Genomic DNA, 18,450 nt, shown 5'->3' with positions numbered 1-18,450 from the left:
CGCAACACGCCGCTTGTGGCCAGCTCCAACACCACGCGCGATCGCATCCTGCAGACCAGCCTCGCGCTGTTCAACGCACAAGGCCTTCCGGCCGTGTCCACGCACAAGATCGCGGCCGAGCTCGGCATGAGCCCGGGCAACCTGCACTACCACTTCAAGGCCAAGCAGCTGATCGTCGAATGGCTGTTCCGGCGCTTCGAGCAGCGGCTCGAAGTGCTCAACGGCTCGTCGGCTTCCATTGCCGCCATCGACGACCTGTGGCTCGCACTGCACCTGCGCTTCGAGGCCATCGACGAATACCGCTTCATCTACCGCGACATGGCCTTCCTGGCCAGCGAGTACCCGGCCCTGGGCCAGCGCGCCCAGGCCATGACCGCGCAGAACCTGCTCGCCGCCCAGACGCTGTGCGAAGGGCTGGTGGCGTCGGGCGTGATCGAGACCAGCGCCGAGCAGGCGCGCATCCTGGCGCTGCAGATGGTCTTCACCACCACCTGCTGGCTCTCGTTCGAGCGGCTGGTGCCGGGACGCGACGCCTTGGCGCAAGCCGATCCCGGTTTGGCGGCTTTCTACACACTCACGCTGGTTTCTCCGTATGTTTCCAGCGAATCGAGGGCTTATCTTGATTACCTGAGGGGCAAATACCTCGGATAAATGAAGTCGTCGTCCGACGGGGAGTGCAACTTCGCACCCCCATCGTCGTCCTACAGAAGAAAGAACAGAAAGGAAGCCGCCATCATGTCCACCGCCACCCACGAACCCATCGCACCGCCGTCGCGCCTGCTCTTGCTGGCCGAAGCGCGCGCCCTCTGGGAAACCGGCGCCGGCCTCGCCATGTGGCCCTTGCTGCAGCTCGCGCCACGCGGCGACGGGCACCCCGTGCTCGTGCTGCCCGGCCTCGTGGCCAGCGACGTGTCCACGCTGCTGCTGCGCCGCTACCTGTGCAGCCGCGGCTACGACGCGCACGGCTGGGGCCAGGGCCGCAACCTGGGCCCGCGCGCCGGCGTCGAGGACGGCATGGTCGACCTGCTCAAGACCCTGGCCGACAAGAGCGGCCAGAAGGTCAGCGTCATCGGCTGGAGCCTGGGCGGCGTCTACGCGCGGCTGCTGGCCTCGGCGCAGAAGGACCTCATCCGCAACGTGATCACGCTCGGCAGCCCGTTCTCGGGCAGCCCGCGCGCCACCAACGCCTGGCGCGTGTACGAAGGCGTGAGCGGCCAGAGCTCGCACGACCCGCGCCGCATGAAGTTCGTCGAACCCACACCGCCCGTGCCCACGACCTCGATCTTCAGCCGCACCGACGGCGTCGTGGCATGGCGCTGCAGCCTCGAGAAGACCGGTCCGCAGTCCGAGAACATCGAGGTGGTCGCGAGCCACCTGGGGCTCGGCGCGCACCCGGCCGTGCTCTATGCGGTGGCCGACCGGCTGGCGCAGCCCGAGGGCGCGTGGAAGCCGTTCAACCGCGGCATGCTCGGGCCGCTGGTGTACCCGGACCCGGACCGCAACGCCTGACCTGAGGCGCGCACTCCCCAATAAAAAAGACCGGCGAATGCCGGTCTTCTTCTTTGGGGCTCCAGACTGGGTTCTTCAGGCCCCGGCCCACACGTCGAGCACATAGCGCTGCTCGGCAATCATCCGGTCCATCCACGCCGCGCTGTCCTGCCCGTGCTCGCGCGCGAGGTCGCTGAGCGTGCGCCGCACGTCGGGCTCCATGCGCGAGCCGTCGCCGCACACGTACACCACGGCGCCCGCTTCGAGCAGCTTCCACACCGCCGCGCCCTGTTCGCGGATCAGGTCCTGCACGTAGATCTTGCGGTCACCGGCGCGCGAGAAGGCCGTGTGCAGCTTCATCAGGCCGCGGTGCGACCAGGCCTGCAGCTCCTCGGCGTAGATGAAGTCCTGCTCGGGGTGGCGGCAGCCGAAGAACAGCATCGCCTCGCCCAGCGCCTCGCCGCGTTCGACCTGCGCCGCACGTTCCTGCAGGAAGCCGCGGAACGGCGCCAGGCCGGTGCCCGGGCCGACCATGATGAGCGGCCGGTTGGCATCGTCCGGCAGGCGGAAGCCTTCGGCCGTGGTCTCGCGGATCACGCCGTGCACCGTGTCGCCGGCCTCCGCGCGCGCCAGGAAGTTGGAGCACACGCCCTCGAAGGTGCCGTTGCCCGACATCGCGGGCGCGCTCACCACGCCCACCGTCACGCTGCAGCGCCCCGGCGTCATCGTCGGCGACGAGGAGATCGAGTAATAGCGCGGCGACAGCGGCGACAGCATTTCGAGGAACACGGCAAACGGCACCTGGCACGCGCGGTGCTCTTCGAGCAGCTCCAGCAGCGACTTGCGCTTGTGCAGCACCTCGGCCTTGTACGCGGCCTGCGAGGTCTCGTCGCTGCCCGAGAGCGCGACGAGCTTCGGCTTGGTGAAGGGGCACTCGGTGTACGCCGCCAGCGTGGCGATCTGCTTGCGCGTGGCCACGTCCTGCAGCTCGACGTAGTCGCCGAGCAGCCGATCGACCGCGATGACCTGGTCGACTGGCAGCGCCGCCTTGCGCCCCGGCACGGCCTGCAGCCGCACGTGCGCCGAGCGGTCGAAGCCGAAGCGCGCCATCGCGCGCTCGACCTGCGCCGGGCTGTTGCGCGGCACCACGCTCAGGTGGTCGCCGGGTACGTAGTTGACGCCCTCGGGCAGCGTCAGCTCGACGTGGCGCGTGGAGCGACCGGCCTCGCCGTTGGCGCCGGCGCTTTGCAGTTCGCGGTTCTCGATCACGCGCAGCGCCACGGCGCCCAGCGCATCGACCAGCGCGTTCTTCTGCGGCGGCGGCAGCTCTTCGAGCGTGTACAGCGGCTCGGCCTCGGCCGGCGTGTCGGCACCGTTCTTGATGTCGAAGGCCTTCACCAGCGCGGGCCACAGCGCGTCGCTCCAGTCCTGGAAGGCGCCGTCCATGTCCTCGCGCGCATCGCCTTCGCCGCGTGCGTGCACGCGGTCGGCACCCAAGGCTTCAAGCCGTTCGTCGATGCGGCGCGGCACGGCCTGGTAGGTGGCGGCCCAGTCGGTGTTGCCGCAGCCGAACACGCTGAAGCGCACGCCGTTGAGTGCATCGTCGGCCTTGTCGAGCCAGCGATGGAACTCGGCCGCGTTGTCGGGCGCGACGCCGTTGTACGAGGCGCAGACGATCGCCACCGCGCCGCTGGCCGGCAGCCGCTCGGCATAGTCGTCGAGCGAGGCCAGCTGGGTCGAGAAGCCGCGCAGTTCGCCGGCCTCGGCCAGCTGGCGCGCCAGGTCTTCGGCCGTGCCGAGGTTGGAGCCCTGCAGCACCAGCAGCGAGGTGCCGTGGCGCGCTGCCTGCGGCTTGCGCGCAGCCGGCTTGACCGGCGCATCGGGCGCGGCGGTCGTCTCGCCATTGCCGCGCGGGCGCGAGGCCGGGTCGCGCAGCAGCGCCTTGATCTTGAAGTTCTCGGGCTTGATCGTCAGCGCTTCCTTGATCTTGAGCTTGTAGCCCGTGTGATCGACCAGGTTGAAGCGCTGCAGGATCATGCCCAGCGTGAGCACCGCCTCCTGCAGGGCGAACTGCCGCCCGATGCAGGCGCGCTGTCCGTTGCCGAAGGGCTTGAATGCGTTCACGGGCCGCTCGCGCTCGGCCTCGCGGCTGAAGTGGTCGGGGTTGAACTGATCGGCGTTCTCGCCCCAGATGCCCTTGTCACGGTGCAGCGCCAGCGCATGCATGATGACCATGTTGTTCTTCTTGATCGTGTACTGGCCGCCGATCGTCGTGTCTTCCTTGGCGCGCATCGAGATCGCCGGCGCGGTCGGGTACAGGCGCAGCGACTCCTTCAGCACCTGCATCACGTACTGCAGCCGGTTGACCTGCGCGTAGGTGGGCTTTTGCGTGGTGTCGCCGCCGAACACGCTGTCGACTTCGGCCTGCGCCTTGGCCATGGCCTCGGGGTTGTTCAGCAGGAAGTAGATGGCGAACGACAGCAGGCCGCTGGTGGTCTCGTGCCCCGCGATGAGGAATTCGATGCACTCGTCGCGGATCATCTTGTCGGTGAGCTTCTCGCCGCTCTTCTTGTCCACGCCCGCGATCATGTAGCTCAGCAGGTCGGGCTTGGTGGCAATGTCGGCACCGCTTGCGCGCCGCTCCTCGATGATGTCTTCCACCATCTTGTGCATGTAGCGGATGTCCTTGCGCTGCTGCGCCAGCTCCTTCTTGAGCATCAGCTCCTCGAGCGGCAGGCCGCGCCGGTTCTGCACCGTCTCCAGCGTGCGCACCATCGCATCGACGAAAGGATGAAAGCCCTCGCGGTAGAACGAGTTGAAGCGGTAGCCGAAGCCGCACAGGCCGATGGTGTCCAGCGTGAGCGCGGTCATGTCGCGCACCACGTCCACCTCTTCATCGAAATTGAGGCGCTCCCACTTGGTGACCAGCTGCCCCGCGATGTCCAGCATCATCGGGTGGTAGGCCTGCATCGCGCGCTGGCTGAAGTTGGCCAGCAGGATGTTGTGCGGCTTCGACCAGGTCTCTTCGTGCGTGTCCGAAGTAAAGAGGCCGTGCGACGCAGCCCGCAACCGGCGCAGTGCACCGCGCGTGCTCTTGTCGAAGCGCGGCTCTTCGCAGAGCTCGTCGACCAGCGCGGGCGACGACACCACGATCACCGGCATGCCCGGCATGTCGAGCCAGTAGATGCCGCCGAGGTCTTGCGCAATCTTCCACATGTCGAGCACCGGCGAGTCGGAGCCGATGGACAGCAGATTGCCGACGAAGGGTTTCTTCGCCGGATGGGGGATCGGATGGAGCGAGTTCTTTCCTGCCATGTGTGCCTTCTTGTGCCTGCGTAGGGACCCGCTTCGGATGTCCGGGATGCGAATCCGGAGTATCCCGACGGCACAGGGGGCAGGCAGGACGGGGTTTCCCTTAGGAGGCGGCTGGGGCGTTCACACAGGCAGCGTGATCGCCATTCACAGAGAGGTCATGAACCGGCAGCGTGCCCCGTGCCCAGGGCACTGGGTGCTTCCCGCAGCGAAATCAAGGAGGAGGGCGAAGCCCGGGGGACATTCGCGGAGGGAAGTGCCCGGTGGCCTGGGCACGTCCCCCAAAAGCACTCAAAGAGGTCAGGGCCGGACCATCTTGCAGTCGGTGCCCTGCGCCAGCTCGTTCCCGGTATAGACCGCGTCGGTGCGGAAGCCGTAGCTGGTGCCTTCCCAGCCCGTCTTCACCGCCTTGCCGTCCACCGGCGCGATGGTGTTCACCACCTGCGGCAGCAGCAGCTGGTGGTCTTCGGCGCGCATGCGCACCGGGCCCACCACCGAGTCGAAGCTCAGGTCTTCGAGGGCGCGCGCCACCTTCACCGTGTCGACGCTGCCGGCCTTGGCGATGGCGGCGGCCAGCAGGCGCGGCGTGAGGTCGATGCGCGGTGCGAGGAAGTCCTTGCCGGTCTTGGCCTTGTAGGCCTTGGCGAGCGCGTCGACCTTCGGCGTGTCGGCCTGGCCGGGGTGCCATTCGGCCACCCACGTGAGCTGCCCGGTCTTGGCCTGCGACACCGACGTGACCGTGCCCGGCACCGAACCCGCGCTGTGGTTGAAGTAGCGCAGGTTGTAGCCCGCGTCGCCCGCCGCCTTCTGCAGCAGCGTCATGTCCTGGCCCCAGTTGCCGGTGATGACCGAATCGGCGCCGCTTTGCTTGATGTTGGCGACGTAGGGTGCGAAGTCTTTCACGCGTCCGATGGGGTGCAGCGTCTCGCCGACGAACTGGATGTCGGGGCGCGCCAGGCCCACCAGCTGGCGGCCGTAGCTCGCCCACTGCTTGCCGTGGGCGTAGTCCTGGTTCAGCAGGTAGACCTTCTTCACGTCCGGCGTCTTCTTGATGTAGTTGGCCAGCGCCTTCATCTTCATGGCCGTGTTGGCCTCGGTCTGGAAGTGCCAGAAGCTGCAGCCCTTGCCGGTCATCTCGGGGTCGATCGACGAGTGGTTCAGCACAATCAGTTCCTTGCCCGGGTTGCGCTGGTTCCAGCGCGCCACGGCCAGCACCAGCGCCGTCACCACCGACGAGCCCGAGCCGCCCGTGACGATCGCCTTCGCGCCCTGGTCGATGGCCGCCTGCAGCGCGCTCTGGCTTTCCTGCGCCGAGAGCTTGCTGTCGAATTGCAGCAGCTGCAGCTTCATGCCGCCGAGCACGCCGCCCTTGGCGTTGATGTCCTCGATGGCGTACTGCGTGTGCATCAGCATCAGCTCGCCCACGTTGGCAAACGGCCCCGACAGCGGATCGATGTAGGCGATCTTGTAGGTCGGCTGCTGTGCCTGCGCGGCCGTGCCGGCGATGGCAAACAGGGAGGCAAGGGCGATCCGCGCCAAGGGCGCATGCGTGAGCTTCATGAGGTGTCTCCGGAGGGTGTGTGAAAGACGGAATCAGTGCTTCGCGCGCAGCCCGATCACGCGGCTGGCCAGCTTCGTGAGCTGCGCCACCACCTCGTCGGGCGAGAGGCGCCCGCCCGGGCGGTACCAGCTGTAGAGAAATCCCGGCAGGCTGCAGGCCGCGAGCGCGGTGATCTTGGTCTCGTCGAAGTCGAGGTCGCCGTCGCGCCGGGCTTCTTCGAGCAGCGGGCACAGCAGGTCGTAGAAGTGGTGTGCGAGCTTCTTCTGTGCTTCGAGGTATTCGGGGCGGTACACCTGCGGCTCGCGGTACGCGAAGAAGGCCACCGGATGGTGCGCGATGGTGGCGCGGATCAGCCCCTCGATGCCCTCCATCACCTTCTCGCTCGCGCGGCGCGGGTCGGTGGCGGCGAAGTCGAGCGCGGTGAAGCAGTCGACCGCGGGGCGCCACGACAGCGTCTCGAAGATCTCCTGCTTGTCGCGGAAGTAGTAATACACGAAGGGCTTGGTCACGCCCAGCTCGCGCACGATCTGCGCCATGGTCGTGTTGGCGTAGCCCTGCGTGGCAAACAGCTGCGCCGCCGCCTGCAGGATGCGCTCGCGCTGCAGGTCGGTGCCCTGCGTGGCGGCGCGCTGGCGGCCCGTGCCCTGCGGCAGGTGCGGTTGCGCTGCGTGCGTGGCAGAGGGTTTGTTCGGTGTCGCGGAAGTTATACCCATGGGTAGGATTGTTCGTGCACGATGCCGCATTGGCAAGCGCCGGCCCTGCGCAGGCGGCTATCGATAACCCTGAGAAAGTGACGCCATGGAGACAACGCCCGCCACCCCCGCACGTCTGAAAGAGCTGCCGCCGCGCGTGCAGCAGCCGCTGCACGCCTACCTGCGCGACCATGCGCGCGAGCGCGGCGACAGCACCGCCTGCCTCTGGTACGGCCAGGCCCTGAGCTGGGCCGAGCTCGACCGCGCGAGCGACGCCTTTGCCGCGCGCCTGCAGGCCCTGGGCGTGGCCAAGGGCGAACCCGTGGTGCTGTTCCTCAACAACTGCCCGCAGTACCTGGTGGCGCACTTCGGCATCCAGAAGATCGGCGCCATCGTCTGCCCGAGCGGGCCGCTCAACAAGGAGCACGAGCTGGCCTACCAGGTCAACGACCTGAAGGCGCGCGTGATCGTCGCGGCCGCGCCGCTCCTGCCGGTGGTGCGCAAGGTGCAGGCCGAGAGCGCACTCGCGCATGTGTTCGTCGTGCACTACGCCGACCTGCTGCCCGCCGAGCCCACGCTCGACCTGCCGGCCGAACTCGCCGCCGAGCGCACGGCCGAACGCAGCGTGCCCGAAGGCTGCGAAGACTTCTTCGCCGTGATGCGCAGCGGCGCTACGCCGCAGCCCGTCGCCATCGACATGGACGACATCGCGCTCATGACCTACACCTCGGGCACCACCGGCCTGCCCAAGGGCGCGATGCTCAGCTACGGCAACGCGCTCTACAAGACGCGCGCCGCGGCCGACTGCAACGGCGTGGGGCCCGGCGACGTGCTGCTGTCGATCGCGCCGCTGTATCACATCGCCGGCATGCTCATGGGCGTCAACGTGCCCGTGCTCAGCGGCGCCGCCTCGGTGCTGCTGCACCGCTTCGACCCGCGCACCGTGCTGCAGGCCATTGCCACCTACAAGGTGAGCTGGTGGTACAGCATCGCGCCGATGAACGTGGCCTGCATGCAGGTGCCCGACATCGCCCGCTTCGACCTGGCTAGCCTGAAGATGAACCCGGTGACCAGCTTCGGCATCGCCTTCACCGAACCGCTGGCCGCGCAGTGGCGCTCGCACGCGAACCACTGCAGCTCCTTCGAGGCCGCTTACGGCCTGAGCGAAACCCACACCTGCGACACCTACACGCCGCACGAAGCGCCGCGCTGGGGCACGCAGGGCGTGCCGGTGCCGGGCGTGACCATCCGCATCATCGACACCGAGACGCAGGCCGACATGCCCACGGGCGAGGTCGGCGAGATCGTGCTCACCAGCGCCGGCTCGTTCAAGGGCTACTGGAACAAGCCCGAGGCCACGGCCGCCACCTTGCGCAACGGCTGGGTGCACACGGGCGACATGGGCAAGCTCGACGCCGACGGCTACCTCACCTTCATCGGCCGCTTCAAGGAAATGATCAAGGTCTCGGGCTACAGCGTGTTCCCCGAAGAGGTCGAGACCATCCTCATCAAGCACCCGGCGGTGGCGCAGGCGGCCGTCATTGCGCAGCCCGATCCCGAGAAGGGCGAGGTCGTGAAGGCCTTCATCGTGCGCAAGCCCGGCGCCACGCTCGAGGCCGATGCGCTCGTGGCCTGGGCGCGCGAGAACATGGCGAGCTACAAGGCGCCGCGCGCCGTGAGCTTCATCGACGCACTGCCGACCACCGGCGCGGGCAAGGTGCTGCGCCGCCTGCTCAAAGACAAGACCTGAAAGAAAGGCCGACTGCGTGTTTTCCAAAGTTCTGATTACCAACCGCGGCGAGATCGCCGTGCGCCTGGTGCGCGCGCTGCGCGACCTGGGCATCGCCAGCGTGGCGGTGCATGCGCGCGACGACGCCACCGCGCTCCATGTGCAACTGGCCGATGTGGCGGTGGCGCTCGATGCGACCGGCCCCTCGGCTTACCTCGACGTGGCCGCGTTGATCGCCGTGGCGAAGGCGCAAGGCTGCGATGCGGTGCATCCCGGCTACGGCTTCCTCAGCGAGCGTGCCGACTTCGCACAGGCCTGCGCCGACGCGGGCCTGGTCTTCATCGGCCCCACGCCCGAGCAGCTGGGCCTGTTCGGCGACAAGGCCCGCGCCCGCGAACTGGCCGCGCAGTGCGACGTGCCCGTGATGCCCGGCAGCGCCGGTGCGGTGACGCTCGCGCAGGCGCAGGCCTTCTTCGCCGAGCAGCATGCGCAGGGCGCGGGCGTGATGGTCAAGGCCATCGGCGGCGGCGGCGGGCGCGGCATGCGCGCGGTGCTGAACGCCGAAGAGTTGCCCGAGGCGCATGCGCGCTGCATGTCCGAAGCCAAGGCGGCGTTCGGCATCGAGGGCGTGTACGTCGAGCGCCTGATGCGCAACGCGCGGCACATCGAGGTGCAGGTGCTCGGCGACGGCAGCGCCGTGGCCAGCCTCGGCGAGCGCGAGTGCACGCTGCAGCGCCGCTTCCAGAAGCTGGTGGAAATCGCGCCGAGCCCGTCGCTGCCCGAGCCGCTGCGCGCGCAGGTCACGCAGGCCGCGTTGCGCATGGCCAAGGCCGTGGGCTATCGCGGACTCGGCACGTTTGAATTCCTGGTCGATGCCGCATCGGCCACCTTGCCTTTTGTCTTCATCGAAGCGAACCCGCGCCTGCAGGTCGAGCACACGGTGACCGAGGCGGTGACGGGGCTGGACCTCGTGCAGCTGCAGCTCGCCGTCGCCTCGGGCGACACCTTGAGCGCACTCGGCGTGGAGGCCGATCGCACGGCGCCGCAGCGCGGCTTCGCGGTGCAGTGGCGCATCAACGCCGAGACGCTCGATGCGCAAGGCAATGCGCGCCCCGCGGGCGGCACGCTCGCGCGCTTCGACCTGCCGGCCGGTCCCGGCGTGCGCGTCGACACGCACGGCTATGCGGGCCTGGCACCGTCGCCGCACTACGACACGCTGCTGGCCAAGCTCATCGTGCATTCGCCGTCGCCGCGTTTCGCGGACGCACTGCGTCGCTCTCTGCGCGCGCTCGACGAATGCCACATCGACGGCATCGCCACCAACCTGCCGCTGCTGTGCGCCATCGCCGCGCGGCCCGAGTTCGCGACGCAGGCCGTGCACACGCGCTTCGTGGAAGCGCACCTGGGCGACCTGCTCGCCGACGCGAAGGCGTTTGAAAAGCACACAAAGAAGGTGACCGCGCCCGCCGCACCCGCGATGGTGAGCGCACCGGTGCAGGAAGAGGGCGAAGACGACGGCCTCACCGTCAAGGCGCCGATGCCCGCGAAGCTGGTGCAGTTCGAAGTCGCGGTGGGCGACGTGCTGCCCGCCGGCGCACAGCTCGGCGTGCTCGAAGCCATGAAGATGGAGCACCTGCTGCACGCGCCCGTGGCCGGCCGCGTGCTCGCGCTGCTGGCCGCGCCCGGCGACTACCTCGTCGAAGGCCAGTCGCTGGTGCGGCTGGAGGCCGTCGATGCGCAGGGTGTCGAGGCGCAGGCGCGCATCGCGCACGACCTCGATGCGGTCCGCCCCGATCTGCAGAAGGTCATCGACCGCCATGCGCCCACGCTCGATGCGAACCGCAAGGCGGCCGTCGACAAGCGCCATGCGCAGGGCGGGCGCACCGCACGCGAAAACATCGCCGACTTGTGCGACACGGCCGAAGACCCGGGCAGCTTCATCGAGTACGGCGCGCTCGCCATCGCCGCGCAGACGCGCCGCCGCTCGCTCGAAGACCTCATCGCCAACACGCCGGCCGACGGCATGGTGACGGGGCTGGGCAGCATCAACGCGAAGCAGTTCGGCCCGGAGAAATCGCGCTGCGCCGTGCTGGCCTACGACTACACCGTGCTGGCCGGCACGCAGGGCATGCGCAACCACCACAAGACCGACCGGCTGCTCGCGGTGGCGCACCAGCTCAAGCTGCCGGTGGTGCTGTTCGCCGAAGGCGGGGGCGGGCGGCCGGGCGACACCGACATGCCGATCGTTGCGGGCCTGAACAACCACACCTTCAGCCAGTTCGCGGCGCTGTCGGGCAAGGTGCCCGTCGTCGGCATCGTGCATGGCCGCTGCTTCGCGGGCAACGCGGCGCTGCTGGGCTGCGCCGACGTGATCATCGCGACCAAGGGCAGCAACATCGGCATGAGCGGCCCCGCGATGATCGAAGGCGGCGGCCTGGGCACTTTCGCGCCCGAGCAGATCGGGCCGAGCAGCGTGCAGTCGCGCAACGGCGTGATCGACATCCTGGTGGAAGACGAGGCCGCCGCCGTCGCTGCGGCCAAGCAGTACCTGTCGTACTTCCAGGGCCCGGTGAGCGACTGGCAGTGCGCCGATCCGCGCACGCTGCGCCACGTGGTACCCGAGAACCGGCTGCGCGTGTACGACGTGCGCGCCGCGATGCGCGGCGTGGCCGACACCGGCTCGCTGCTCGAACTGCGCGCGGGCTTCGGCGCGGGCATCGTCACCGCGCTGGCGCGCATCGAAGGCAAGCCGGTCGGCTTGATGGCGAACAACCCGCACCACCTGGGCGGCGCGATCGACGTGGAGGCGGCCGACAAATCCGCGCGCTTCATGCAACTGTGCAATGCCCACGGGTTACCGATCGTGTCGTTGTGCGACACGCCCGGCTTCATGGTCGGGCCCGAAGTCGAGGCGCAGGCGCAGGTGCGCCACGTGTGCCGCATGTTCATGGTGGCCTCGCATTTGCGCGTGCCTTTCTTCGCGGTGGTGCTGCGCAAGGGCTACGGCCTGGGCGCGCAGGCCATGACCGCCGGCGGCTTCGACGCGCCCGTGTTCACCGTGGCCTGGCCCACCGGCGAATTCGGCGCCATGGGCCTCGAAGGCGCGGTGCGACTGGGCTTTCGCAAGGAACTCGCGGCCGTGCCCGAGGGCGCGGAACGCGATGCGCTGTTCAAGCAGTTGGTGGCGCAGCAGTACGCGAACGGCGAGGCGATCCACATGGCGCAGACGCTGGAGATCGACGCTGTGATCGATCCGGCGGACACGCGCAGCTGGCTGGTGCGCGGGCTGGCGTCGGCGACGCGGCCGGCCGAGGCGGCCTTGGCGTACGTCGACACTTGGTAACCCGGGGTTAGACCTCGTCACTGGCGAGGGCAAGGCGGCTCCGTACACTGGGCCGTTTTTGCACGCATGAACCTCCTTGCCCGCTGGCGCGCCGGTCTGCGCGACGCCGCTCTCTCCCCTGCACACTGGATGGCCGTTCTTGGCCTTGCGGTGCTGCTCGTGGGCGTGCAGGCGGTGTGGGCGAAGCAGGCCGAGCAGGCGGCGCGCCAGCCGGCCGAGGCGCGCTGGGTGGCGGGCTGGGCCGTGGCGGTGCTCGACTTTCGCGAGATGGCCGCGAACCCGCTCATGGCAGCGATGGGCGGCGCGCCGGACACGCGCGCGTTCCGTGCGCAGACGCTGCGCCAGGTGCTGCAGCCCTCGCTCGACGGCGAGCGCGTGCGCATCCGCTTTTCGAATCGCTTCGGCAAGACGCCGCTGCGCATCGCCGCGGCCAGCGTGGCGTTGGGCACCGGCACGGACGCCGTCTCGCCGGCCTCGCTGCGCACGCTGCGCTTCGGCGGGCGCGCCACCACCACCATCGCGCCGGGCGCCGAAGCCTGGAGCGACGGTGTGGCGCTGAAGGTCGAGGCCGGGCAGTCGGTGGCGGTCAGCCTCTACCTGGACCGCACCACGCCGTTCGCCACGATGTACCTGATGGGCGCCGGCGGCGGCTGGCTGGCCGAGGGCAACGCAGTGATGGCGCCCAAGCTGCCGAAGGCCGCGCCGCTGCCCATGAACCACATCGTGACCGGGCTCGACGTGCTCACCACGCAGCCGGTACGCACCGTGGTCGCGTTCGGCGATTCGATCACCGCGGGCGGCGGCGAATCGGGCACCGGCGCCTACCCCGACATGCTCGCCACGCGGTTGCGCGACAGCCCGCAGGCGCACGAGGTGTCGGTGATCAACGCCGGCATCGGCGGCAACCGCCTGCTGGTCGACAGCATCGGACCCAACGGTCTGTCGCGCTTTGCGCGCGACGTGCTGGGCCAGAGCGGCGTGACGCACGCCATCGTGCTGCTGGGCACCAACGACATCGGCCGCGCCGCGTTCGGGGCGCTGCCCGGCGTGGAGGTGGCGCCGCACGAAGTGCCCACCGCCGAGCGCATCACCGACGGCCTCGGACAGCTGGTGAAGCAGGCGCGCGCCAAGGGCGTGAAGGTGCTGCTGGGCACCGTGCCGCCGTTTGGCAACACGCCCTACGCGACCGAGGCCAACGAGGCCAACGAGGCCATGCGCGAGGCCGTGAACCGCTGGGTGCGCAGCCGCCAGGACGTGGACGGCGTGATCGACTTCGACGCCGTGCTGCGCGACCCCACCGCGCCGCGTCAGCTGAATCCCACATTCGACAGCGGCGATCACCTGCATCCCAACCGCGCCGGCCACGCGGCCATGGCCGCGGCCATCGACCTGCGCGAACTGCAGGAATAAAGCACTCGCGCGGGCGAGAAACAGCTCTACACAAGATTTCGCGCACCGCTTACAGGCGGTTCACACGGCCCCGGCAGCATGAAAGCTCCTCCAACAACCATGGGGCTTTCTCATGAAAACACTTGCAGTTGCTCTTTCCATCGGTGCCGCCTCGTTGCTGTCCATGGGCGCCCTGACCGTTCCCACGGCCGCGCAGGCACAAGCAGTGATCATCCAGGGGCCGCCGCCCGAGCCGCGCTACGAGCGCATGCCGCCACCGCGTCGCGGCTACGTGTGGTCGCCGGGTCACTACGAGTGGCGTGGCGGTCGCCATGTGTGGGTGCGCGGCATGTACGTGCGTGCACGCCCGGGCTATGCCTACCGTCCGCCGGAATGGCGCGAGAACAATGGCCGCTGGGAATACAACCGCGGCCGCTGGGACCGTGACGGCGATGGCGTGCCGAACCGCGATGACCGGCGCCCGAACAACCCGTACCGCAATTGATCGATAGCCGATAGCGCGCGCGGCGCGCTATCCGGTCAGCGCAGGCTCACCAGCTCGAGTACTTCGCTGACCTGGAACGCGCCGCCGCTCGCGCCGCCGCGCGTCTGCACCTCGAAGCGGACGACGCGGCCCAGCTCCGGCGAGAACCACACGCTGGCGCGGTAGGTTCCGAACTGGTTGCCGCTCCAAGCGCCCGCGTTCGCGAAGCGCTGGGTGTAGCCCCGGTAGTTGATCTTCACCACCTTGAGTTCGCGGCCGTCGAACGGCAGCGTGGCCGCGTCGTCCACCACGCTGGCGCGCAGGTCCATCTTGATGCGCGTGCCGCCCATGGTGGCGTCGTACTCCGTGGCCCAGGCCGCGTCGGGCTCCAGGCTCGGCCGGGCCCAGCCGCCCGGCGGCATGACGCCGTCGAACTCGCCGGCCACGGCTGTCGTGACGCTGACGACCTCGCCGCCCGTCTTTTCGACATAGCCGCCGTTGTTGAAGCTGAGACGGTCGTCGGTGGTGGTGGCCGCGTCCGCGCGGTAGATCACCTTGCGGTGCGTGTTGGTGAGGCGGTCGTGCAGCTGGTACTCCACGATGTTCGGGCGCAGCAGCGACGTCGGCGCGGGCTGTGCCGCCAGGCGATCGAGGGCGCGTTGGCCGCGCGTCGGCAGTTCCGCGATCCACGCGGCCGGCAGGGCGAGGGTCGCCGGGGCCGAGCCGCCGACGAGTCCCACCAGGCGACCTTGTGCATCGAACAGGCCGGCACCCGCCAAGCCTGCTTCGGTCGGCGTGGCCAGTTGCAGCGATTCGAGCGCGCCCGCGGCATTGCGGCGCACGCCGCCAAGCATGGAAATGCCGAGCGTCAACTCACGGCCGCGCGGCGATCCGATGACGTACAGCGGCGCGCCGACCTGCAGCGCCCCCGCGGGCACGACGCCCAGCGTCGGCGACACGAGGTTCGCGATGCGCAGCTGGCACAGGTCCCGTTCGACGTCAGGGAGGTCCAGCACCGCGCCGTAGCTCATGTTGTCGCGGCGCAGCACCACGGCACTCGCCTTGGCCAGCAGCTTGCAGCTGGTGACGGCCGTGCCCGGGCCGGTGACCACCGCGCTGCCGGTGGCCAGGAGCTTGCCTTGGGCGTCGCTGGCTTGCACGACCCAGACGCTGGGCGAGACGCGCGCGAACAGCGCGTCGGGCGCCAGCGGGGCGCCGCCGACGCGTGCGTCCTGGGCGAAGGTGACGGGCGCTGCCAGAGCGGCAGCGAGGGCAAAAAGCGGGAGCTGCAGGCGCATCTGGGAGTGGCGGTTGGGTGGGTTAGCGGAAGACGACCGTGCGGTGGCCGTTCAGCAGCACGCGGTGCTCGCTGTGCCACTTCACGGCGCGGGCCAGCACCTGGCTTTCGGTATCGCGGCCGCGGGCCGTGAGGTCTTCGACCGTGTCGGTGTGGTCGGCGCGGGCCACGTCCTGCTCGATGATCGGGCCTTCGTCGAGGTCGGCCGTCACGTAGTGGGCGGTGGCGCCTATCAGCTTCACGCCGCGGTCGTGTGCCTGGTAGTAGGGCTTGGCGCCCTTGAAGCTGGGCAGGAACGAGTGGTGGATGTTGATTGCGCGGCCGGCCAGGCTCTTGCACAGGTCGTTGCTCAAGATCTGCATGTAGCGCGCGAGCACCACGAGTTCGGCACCCTCGGCCTCGATGATTTCCAGCTGCTTCGCTTCGGCCTGCGCCTTGGTCGCCCCCGTCACCGGAATGTGGTGGAAGGGCACGTTGTAGCTGGCGGCCAGCTGGTAGAAGTCGCGGTGGTTCGAGATGATGGCGCGCACGTCGATCGACAGCAGGCCGCTCTTCCAGCGGAACAGCAGGTCGTTCAGGCAGTGGCCTTCTTTGCTGACCAGGATCACGGTCTTCATCGGCTGGGCGGCGGCGTGCAGTTGCAGGCTCATGCCGAAGCCGGTGGCGAAGGTCTTCAGCTCCTCGCGCAGCACGGCTTCGCTGTGCTCACCGCAGGCGAAGCGCACGCGCATGAAGAACAGGCCGGTGCCGTGGTCGTTGTATTGGGCGGCCTCTTCGATGTTGGCGCCGCGCTCGAGCAGGAAGCCCGAGACGGCGTGCACGATGCCCGTCCGGTCGGGACAGGAGAGGTTCAGGATGTAGGCGGGCGTTGGGGTCGTCATCAGGGGCGTAATTGTGGCAGGGGTGCCAGAATCGCGATTTTGCTCGACCACATCACCGCAGGAGCGAGACATGGCCTTCCAGGACTTCAACATGGACAACCAGTGGTTGCCCTTCACGCCCAACCGCCATTTCAAGAAAGACCCGCGGGTTTTCGTGGCGGCCGACGGCATGACGTTCACGACGCACGACGGCAAGAAGGTCGTCGACGGCATCTCGTCGCTGTGGTGCGTGGGCGCGGGCCACAACCGCAAGCCGATCAACGAGGCGATCAAGAAGCAGCTGGACACGCTGGACTACGCCACCGCCTTCCAGGTCAGCAACGACAAGGCCTTCAAGGCGGCCGAGATGATCGCCGCGCTGGCCCCGGGCGACCTGAACAAGGTGTTGTTCTGCAACTCGGGCTCCGAGGCCGCCGACACCTCGATGAAGGTGGCGCTGGCCTACCACCGTGCGCGCGGCGAAGGCCACCGCAACGTGTTCATCGGCCGCGAGAAGGGCTACCACGGCGTGGGCTTCGGCGGCATGTCGGTGGGCGGCATTCCGGGCAACCGCAAGGTGTTCGGTTCGGCCTTCTTGCCGCGCGTGGACCACATGCGCTTCATCCATGACCCGGTGAACCATGCGTACATCCACAACCAGGAACCGGTGTGGGCCGAAGACCCGCTGGTCGAACTCGAAACGCGCATCCTGCCGCTGCACGACCCGAGCAACATCGCCGCGATCATCGTGGAGCCGGTGGCCGGTTCGGCCGGCTGGTACCTGGGGCCGCAGGGCTACCTGAAGCGCCTGCGCGAGATCTGCGACAAGCACGGCATCCTGCTGATCTTCGACGAGGTCATCACCGGCTTCGGGCGCATGGGCACCAACTTCGCGTCCGACTTCTTCGGCGTCGTGCCCGACATGCTGAACTTCGCCAAGTGCGTGACCAACGGCGTGATTCCGCTGGGTGGCGTGATCTGTCGCGACAAGCTCTACGACGCGATGATGAAGACCGACGCGCCCGAACACGTGGTCGAGTTCTTCCACGGCTACACCTACTCGGGCCATCCGGTGGCCTGCGCGGCGGCGGTGGCCACGCTCGATCTCTACAAGGAAGAAAACCTGTTCGCGCGCGCCGGCGAAATGGGCAAGGTGCTGGGCGATGCCTTCCACAGCACCTTCAAGGGCTTGCCGAACGTGATCGGCATCCGCAGCCTGGGCCTGGCGGCGGCGGTGGAGCTGGCGCCCATTGCGGGCTCGCCGGGCAAGCGGGCGTACGACGTGTTCCTCGACTGCTTCCACAAGGGCGCGCTGGTGCGGGCTGCGGGCGACGTGCTGGTGATTGCGCCGCCCTACATCGTCGAGAAGCAGCACATCGACACGCTGGTCAACACGCTGGCGGATTCGATCAAGAAGTTCGCTTGAGCACGCCCGCGCAGTAGTCCACCGGCGGCAGCGCCGGTGTGCGCCAGGTGGCGTCGTAGGCGGCGGTGTCGTCTTCGGTCGAACCGCCGGCCTGCAGGTGGACGGTCTTTACCGACACATCCGTCGGCAGGTGCTGCGGCACGCCCAGCACCTTGGTGACGTGGCCTGCGCCCGCAATCAGCAGCACCGTCTTGCCTGGTTGGCGGGCCTTCATCACCGCCTGCGCCATGGCGCGGTCGCGCCCGACCTGGATGCGCGTCATCGGGCCGATCTGCGATTCGGGCAGCAGCTTGCAATGGCCTTCGCGCACGGCCTCCTGCTGCATGGCGTAGGCCTCGCCGTTGAGCTGCACGTCGAGCGAGACGTCGGCCATCGCGTCCTTCATGCGCGCACGTGGCAGGTTGGCGCCGACCACCGGCACGCCGGCGCGCACGGCCGTCATCACGCTGGGGCCGTAGCGCGTCCAGGGCCAGGCCTTGTCGTTCCAGCCGAGGGCGGTCTGCACCTGCGCGTCGGTCGCGGTGACGGGCAGGCGGGCGCTGCTGCGGCCTTCCTCGGCCATCTCGAGCGCCAGCGCGGCAAGCTGGCCGCGCTCGACCAGGGCCTGCACGGTTTCGCGCTCGAGCGTGTGGTGTTCGGGGGCGTCGTGCTGCTCGCCCAGCAGCAAGGCATCGGCCGGCAGCAGGGCTGCCACGCGGCGCGCGACGGGCGCTTCGGCGGACAGCGCGGCGCAGCCGGCGAGCAGGGCGGCTGCCATCAGGGGGGCCAGGAGCCGGGAAGCACGGGAAGGGCGAGGGAGCATCCCGCCATACTATGCCCGGCGCCCTGCACCGGGCTGTCGTCCTTTTCCGCCGTTTGACGTCGTTTGT

13 protein-coding genes are annotated in these 18,450 nt (G+C 68.9%); 7 read left to right on the top strand and 6 right to left on the bottom strand.

Going from position 1 to position 18,450, the window contains the following annotated elements:
* The first annotated feature begins 15 nt into the window (after positions 1 to 15).
* Complete coding sequence (locus tag CY658_RS30875; RefSeq protein ID WP_101493805.1) at positions 16 to 651, top strand: TetR/AcrR family transcriptional regulator; 636 nt, start codon at positions 16 to 18, stop codon at positions 649 to 651.
* An 84-nt stretch (positions 652 to 735) separates the two neighbouring features.
* Positions 736 to 1,509, top strand: a complete 774-nt coding sequence (locus CY658_RS30870; RefSeq protein ID WP_101493804.1) for an esterase/lipase family protein — start codon at positions 736 to 738, stop codon at positions 1,507 to 1,509.
* Positions 1,510 to 1,584: 75 nt separating this feature from the next.
* Here the strand turns inward: CY658_RS30870 and CY658_RS30865 are convergent, their stop codons facing one another.
* The 3 genes from CY658_RS30865 to CY658_RS30855 form a co-directional block, all read right to left on the bottom strand.
* Positions 1,585 to 4,803: a bifunctional cytochrome P450/NADPH--P450 reductase gene (locus CY658_RS30865; RefSeq protein WP_101493803.1), complete on the bottom strand. Its 3,219-nt coding sequence runs from the start codon at positions 4,801 to 4,803 to the stop codon at positions 1,585 to 1,587.
* A 297-nt stretch (positions 4,804 to 5,100) separates the two neighbouring features.
* A complete protein-coding gene (locus CY658_RS30860) occupies positions 5,101 to 6,360 on the bottom strand; it encodes a branched-chain amino acid ABC transporter substrate-binding protein (protein ID WP_101493802.1) in 1,260 nt (419 codons plus the stop codon).
* 33 nt (positions 6,361 to 6,393) lie between these two features.
* Complete coding sequence (locus CY658_RS30855) at positions 6,394 to 7,074, bottom strand: TetR/AcrR family transcriptional regulator (protein ID WP_101493801.1); 681 nt, start codon at positions 7,072 to 7,074, stop codon at positions 6,394 to 6,396.
* Between the two features lie 85 nt (positions 7,075 to 7,159).
* Here CY658_RS30855 and CY658_RS30850 point away from each other — a divergent pair, with 85 nt between their 5' ends.
* From CY658_RS30850 to CY658_RS30835, 4 genes are all read left to right on the top strand, one after another.
* Positions 7,160 to 8,803, top strand: coding sequence for an AMP-binding protein (locus CY658_RS30850; RefSeq protein WP_257885036.1), 1,644 nt, complete (start codon positions 7,160 to 7,162; stop codon positions 8,801 to 8,803).
* Between the two features lie 16 nt (positions 8,804 to 8,819).
* Complete coding sequence (locus CY658_RS30845; protein ID WP_101493800.1) at positions 8,820 to 12,125, top strand: carboxyl transferase domain-containing protein; 3,306 nt, start codon at positions 8,820 to 8,822, stop codon at positions 12,123 to 12,125.
* Positions 12,126 to 12,191: 66 nt separating this feature from the next.
* Positions 12,192 to 13,535, top strand: coding sequence for an SGNH/GDSL hydrolase family protein (locus CY658_RS30840; protein ID WP_257885035.1), 1,344 nt, complete (start codon positions 12,192 to 12,194; stop codon positions 13,533 to 13,535).
* A gap of 112 nt (positions 13,536 to 13,647) precedes the next feature.
* The gene (locus tag CY658_RS30835; RefSeq protein ID WP_101493798.1) at positions 13,648 to 14,019 is read left to right on the top strand and encodes a YXWGXW repeat-containing protein; all 372 of its coding nucleotides are present in this window, start codon (positions 13,648 to 13,650) and stop codon (positions 14,017 to 14,019) included.
* Positions 14,020 to 14,054: 35 nt separating this feature from the next.
* Here the strand turns inward: CY658_RS30835 and CY658_RS30830 are convergent, their stop codons facing one another.
* Together CY658_RS30830 and purU are read right to left on the bottom strand one after the other, a co-directional pair.
* Positions 14,055 to 15,296, bottom strand: coding sequence for a S1 family peptidase (locus CY658_RS30830; protein ID WP_101493797.1), 1,242 nt, complete (start codon positions 15,294 to 15,296; stop codon positions 14,055 to 14,057).
* 22 nt (positions 15,297 to 15,318) lie between these two features.
* Positions 15,319 to 16,176: a formyltetrahydrofolate deformylase gene (gene purU / locus CY658_RS30825; protein WP_101493796.1), complete on the bottom strand. Its 858-nt coding sequence runs from the start codon at positions 16,174 to 16,176 to the stop codon at positions 15,319 to 15,321.
* 70 nt (positions 16,177 to 16,246) lie between these two features.
* On the opposite strand from purU, the gene CY658_RS30820 reads away from it, so the two are divergent.
* Positions 16,247 to 17,581, top strand: coding sequence for an aminotransferase class III-fold pyridoxal phosphate-dependent enzyme (locus CY658_RS30820; protein WP_101493795.1), 1,335 nt, complete (start codon positions 16,247 to 16,249; stop codon positions 17,579 to 17,581).
* Here the strand turns inward: CY658_RS30820 and CY658_RS30815 are convergent.
* Positions 17,565 to 18,338, bottom strand: coding sequence for a ChaN family lipoprotein (locus CY658_RS30815; protein WP_257885034.1), 774 nt, complete (start codon positions 18,336 to 18,338; stop codon positions 17,565 to 17,567). The genes CY658_RS30820 and CY658_RS30815 overlap by 17 nt on opposite strands.
* Between the last annotated feature and the right edge of the window lie 112 nt (positions 18,339 to 18,450).

The sequence above is a fragment of the Variovorax sp. RO1 genome, assembly GCF_002849325.1.
GTDB lineage: Bacteria > Pseudomonadota > Gammaproteobacteria > Burkholderiales > Burkholderiaceae_C > Variovorax.
The sequence above is the reverse complement of the archived record's forward strand: the minus strand, read 5'-3'. Positions and strand labels throughout refer to the sequence as shown.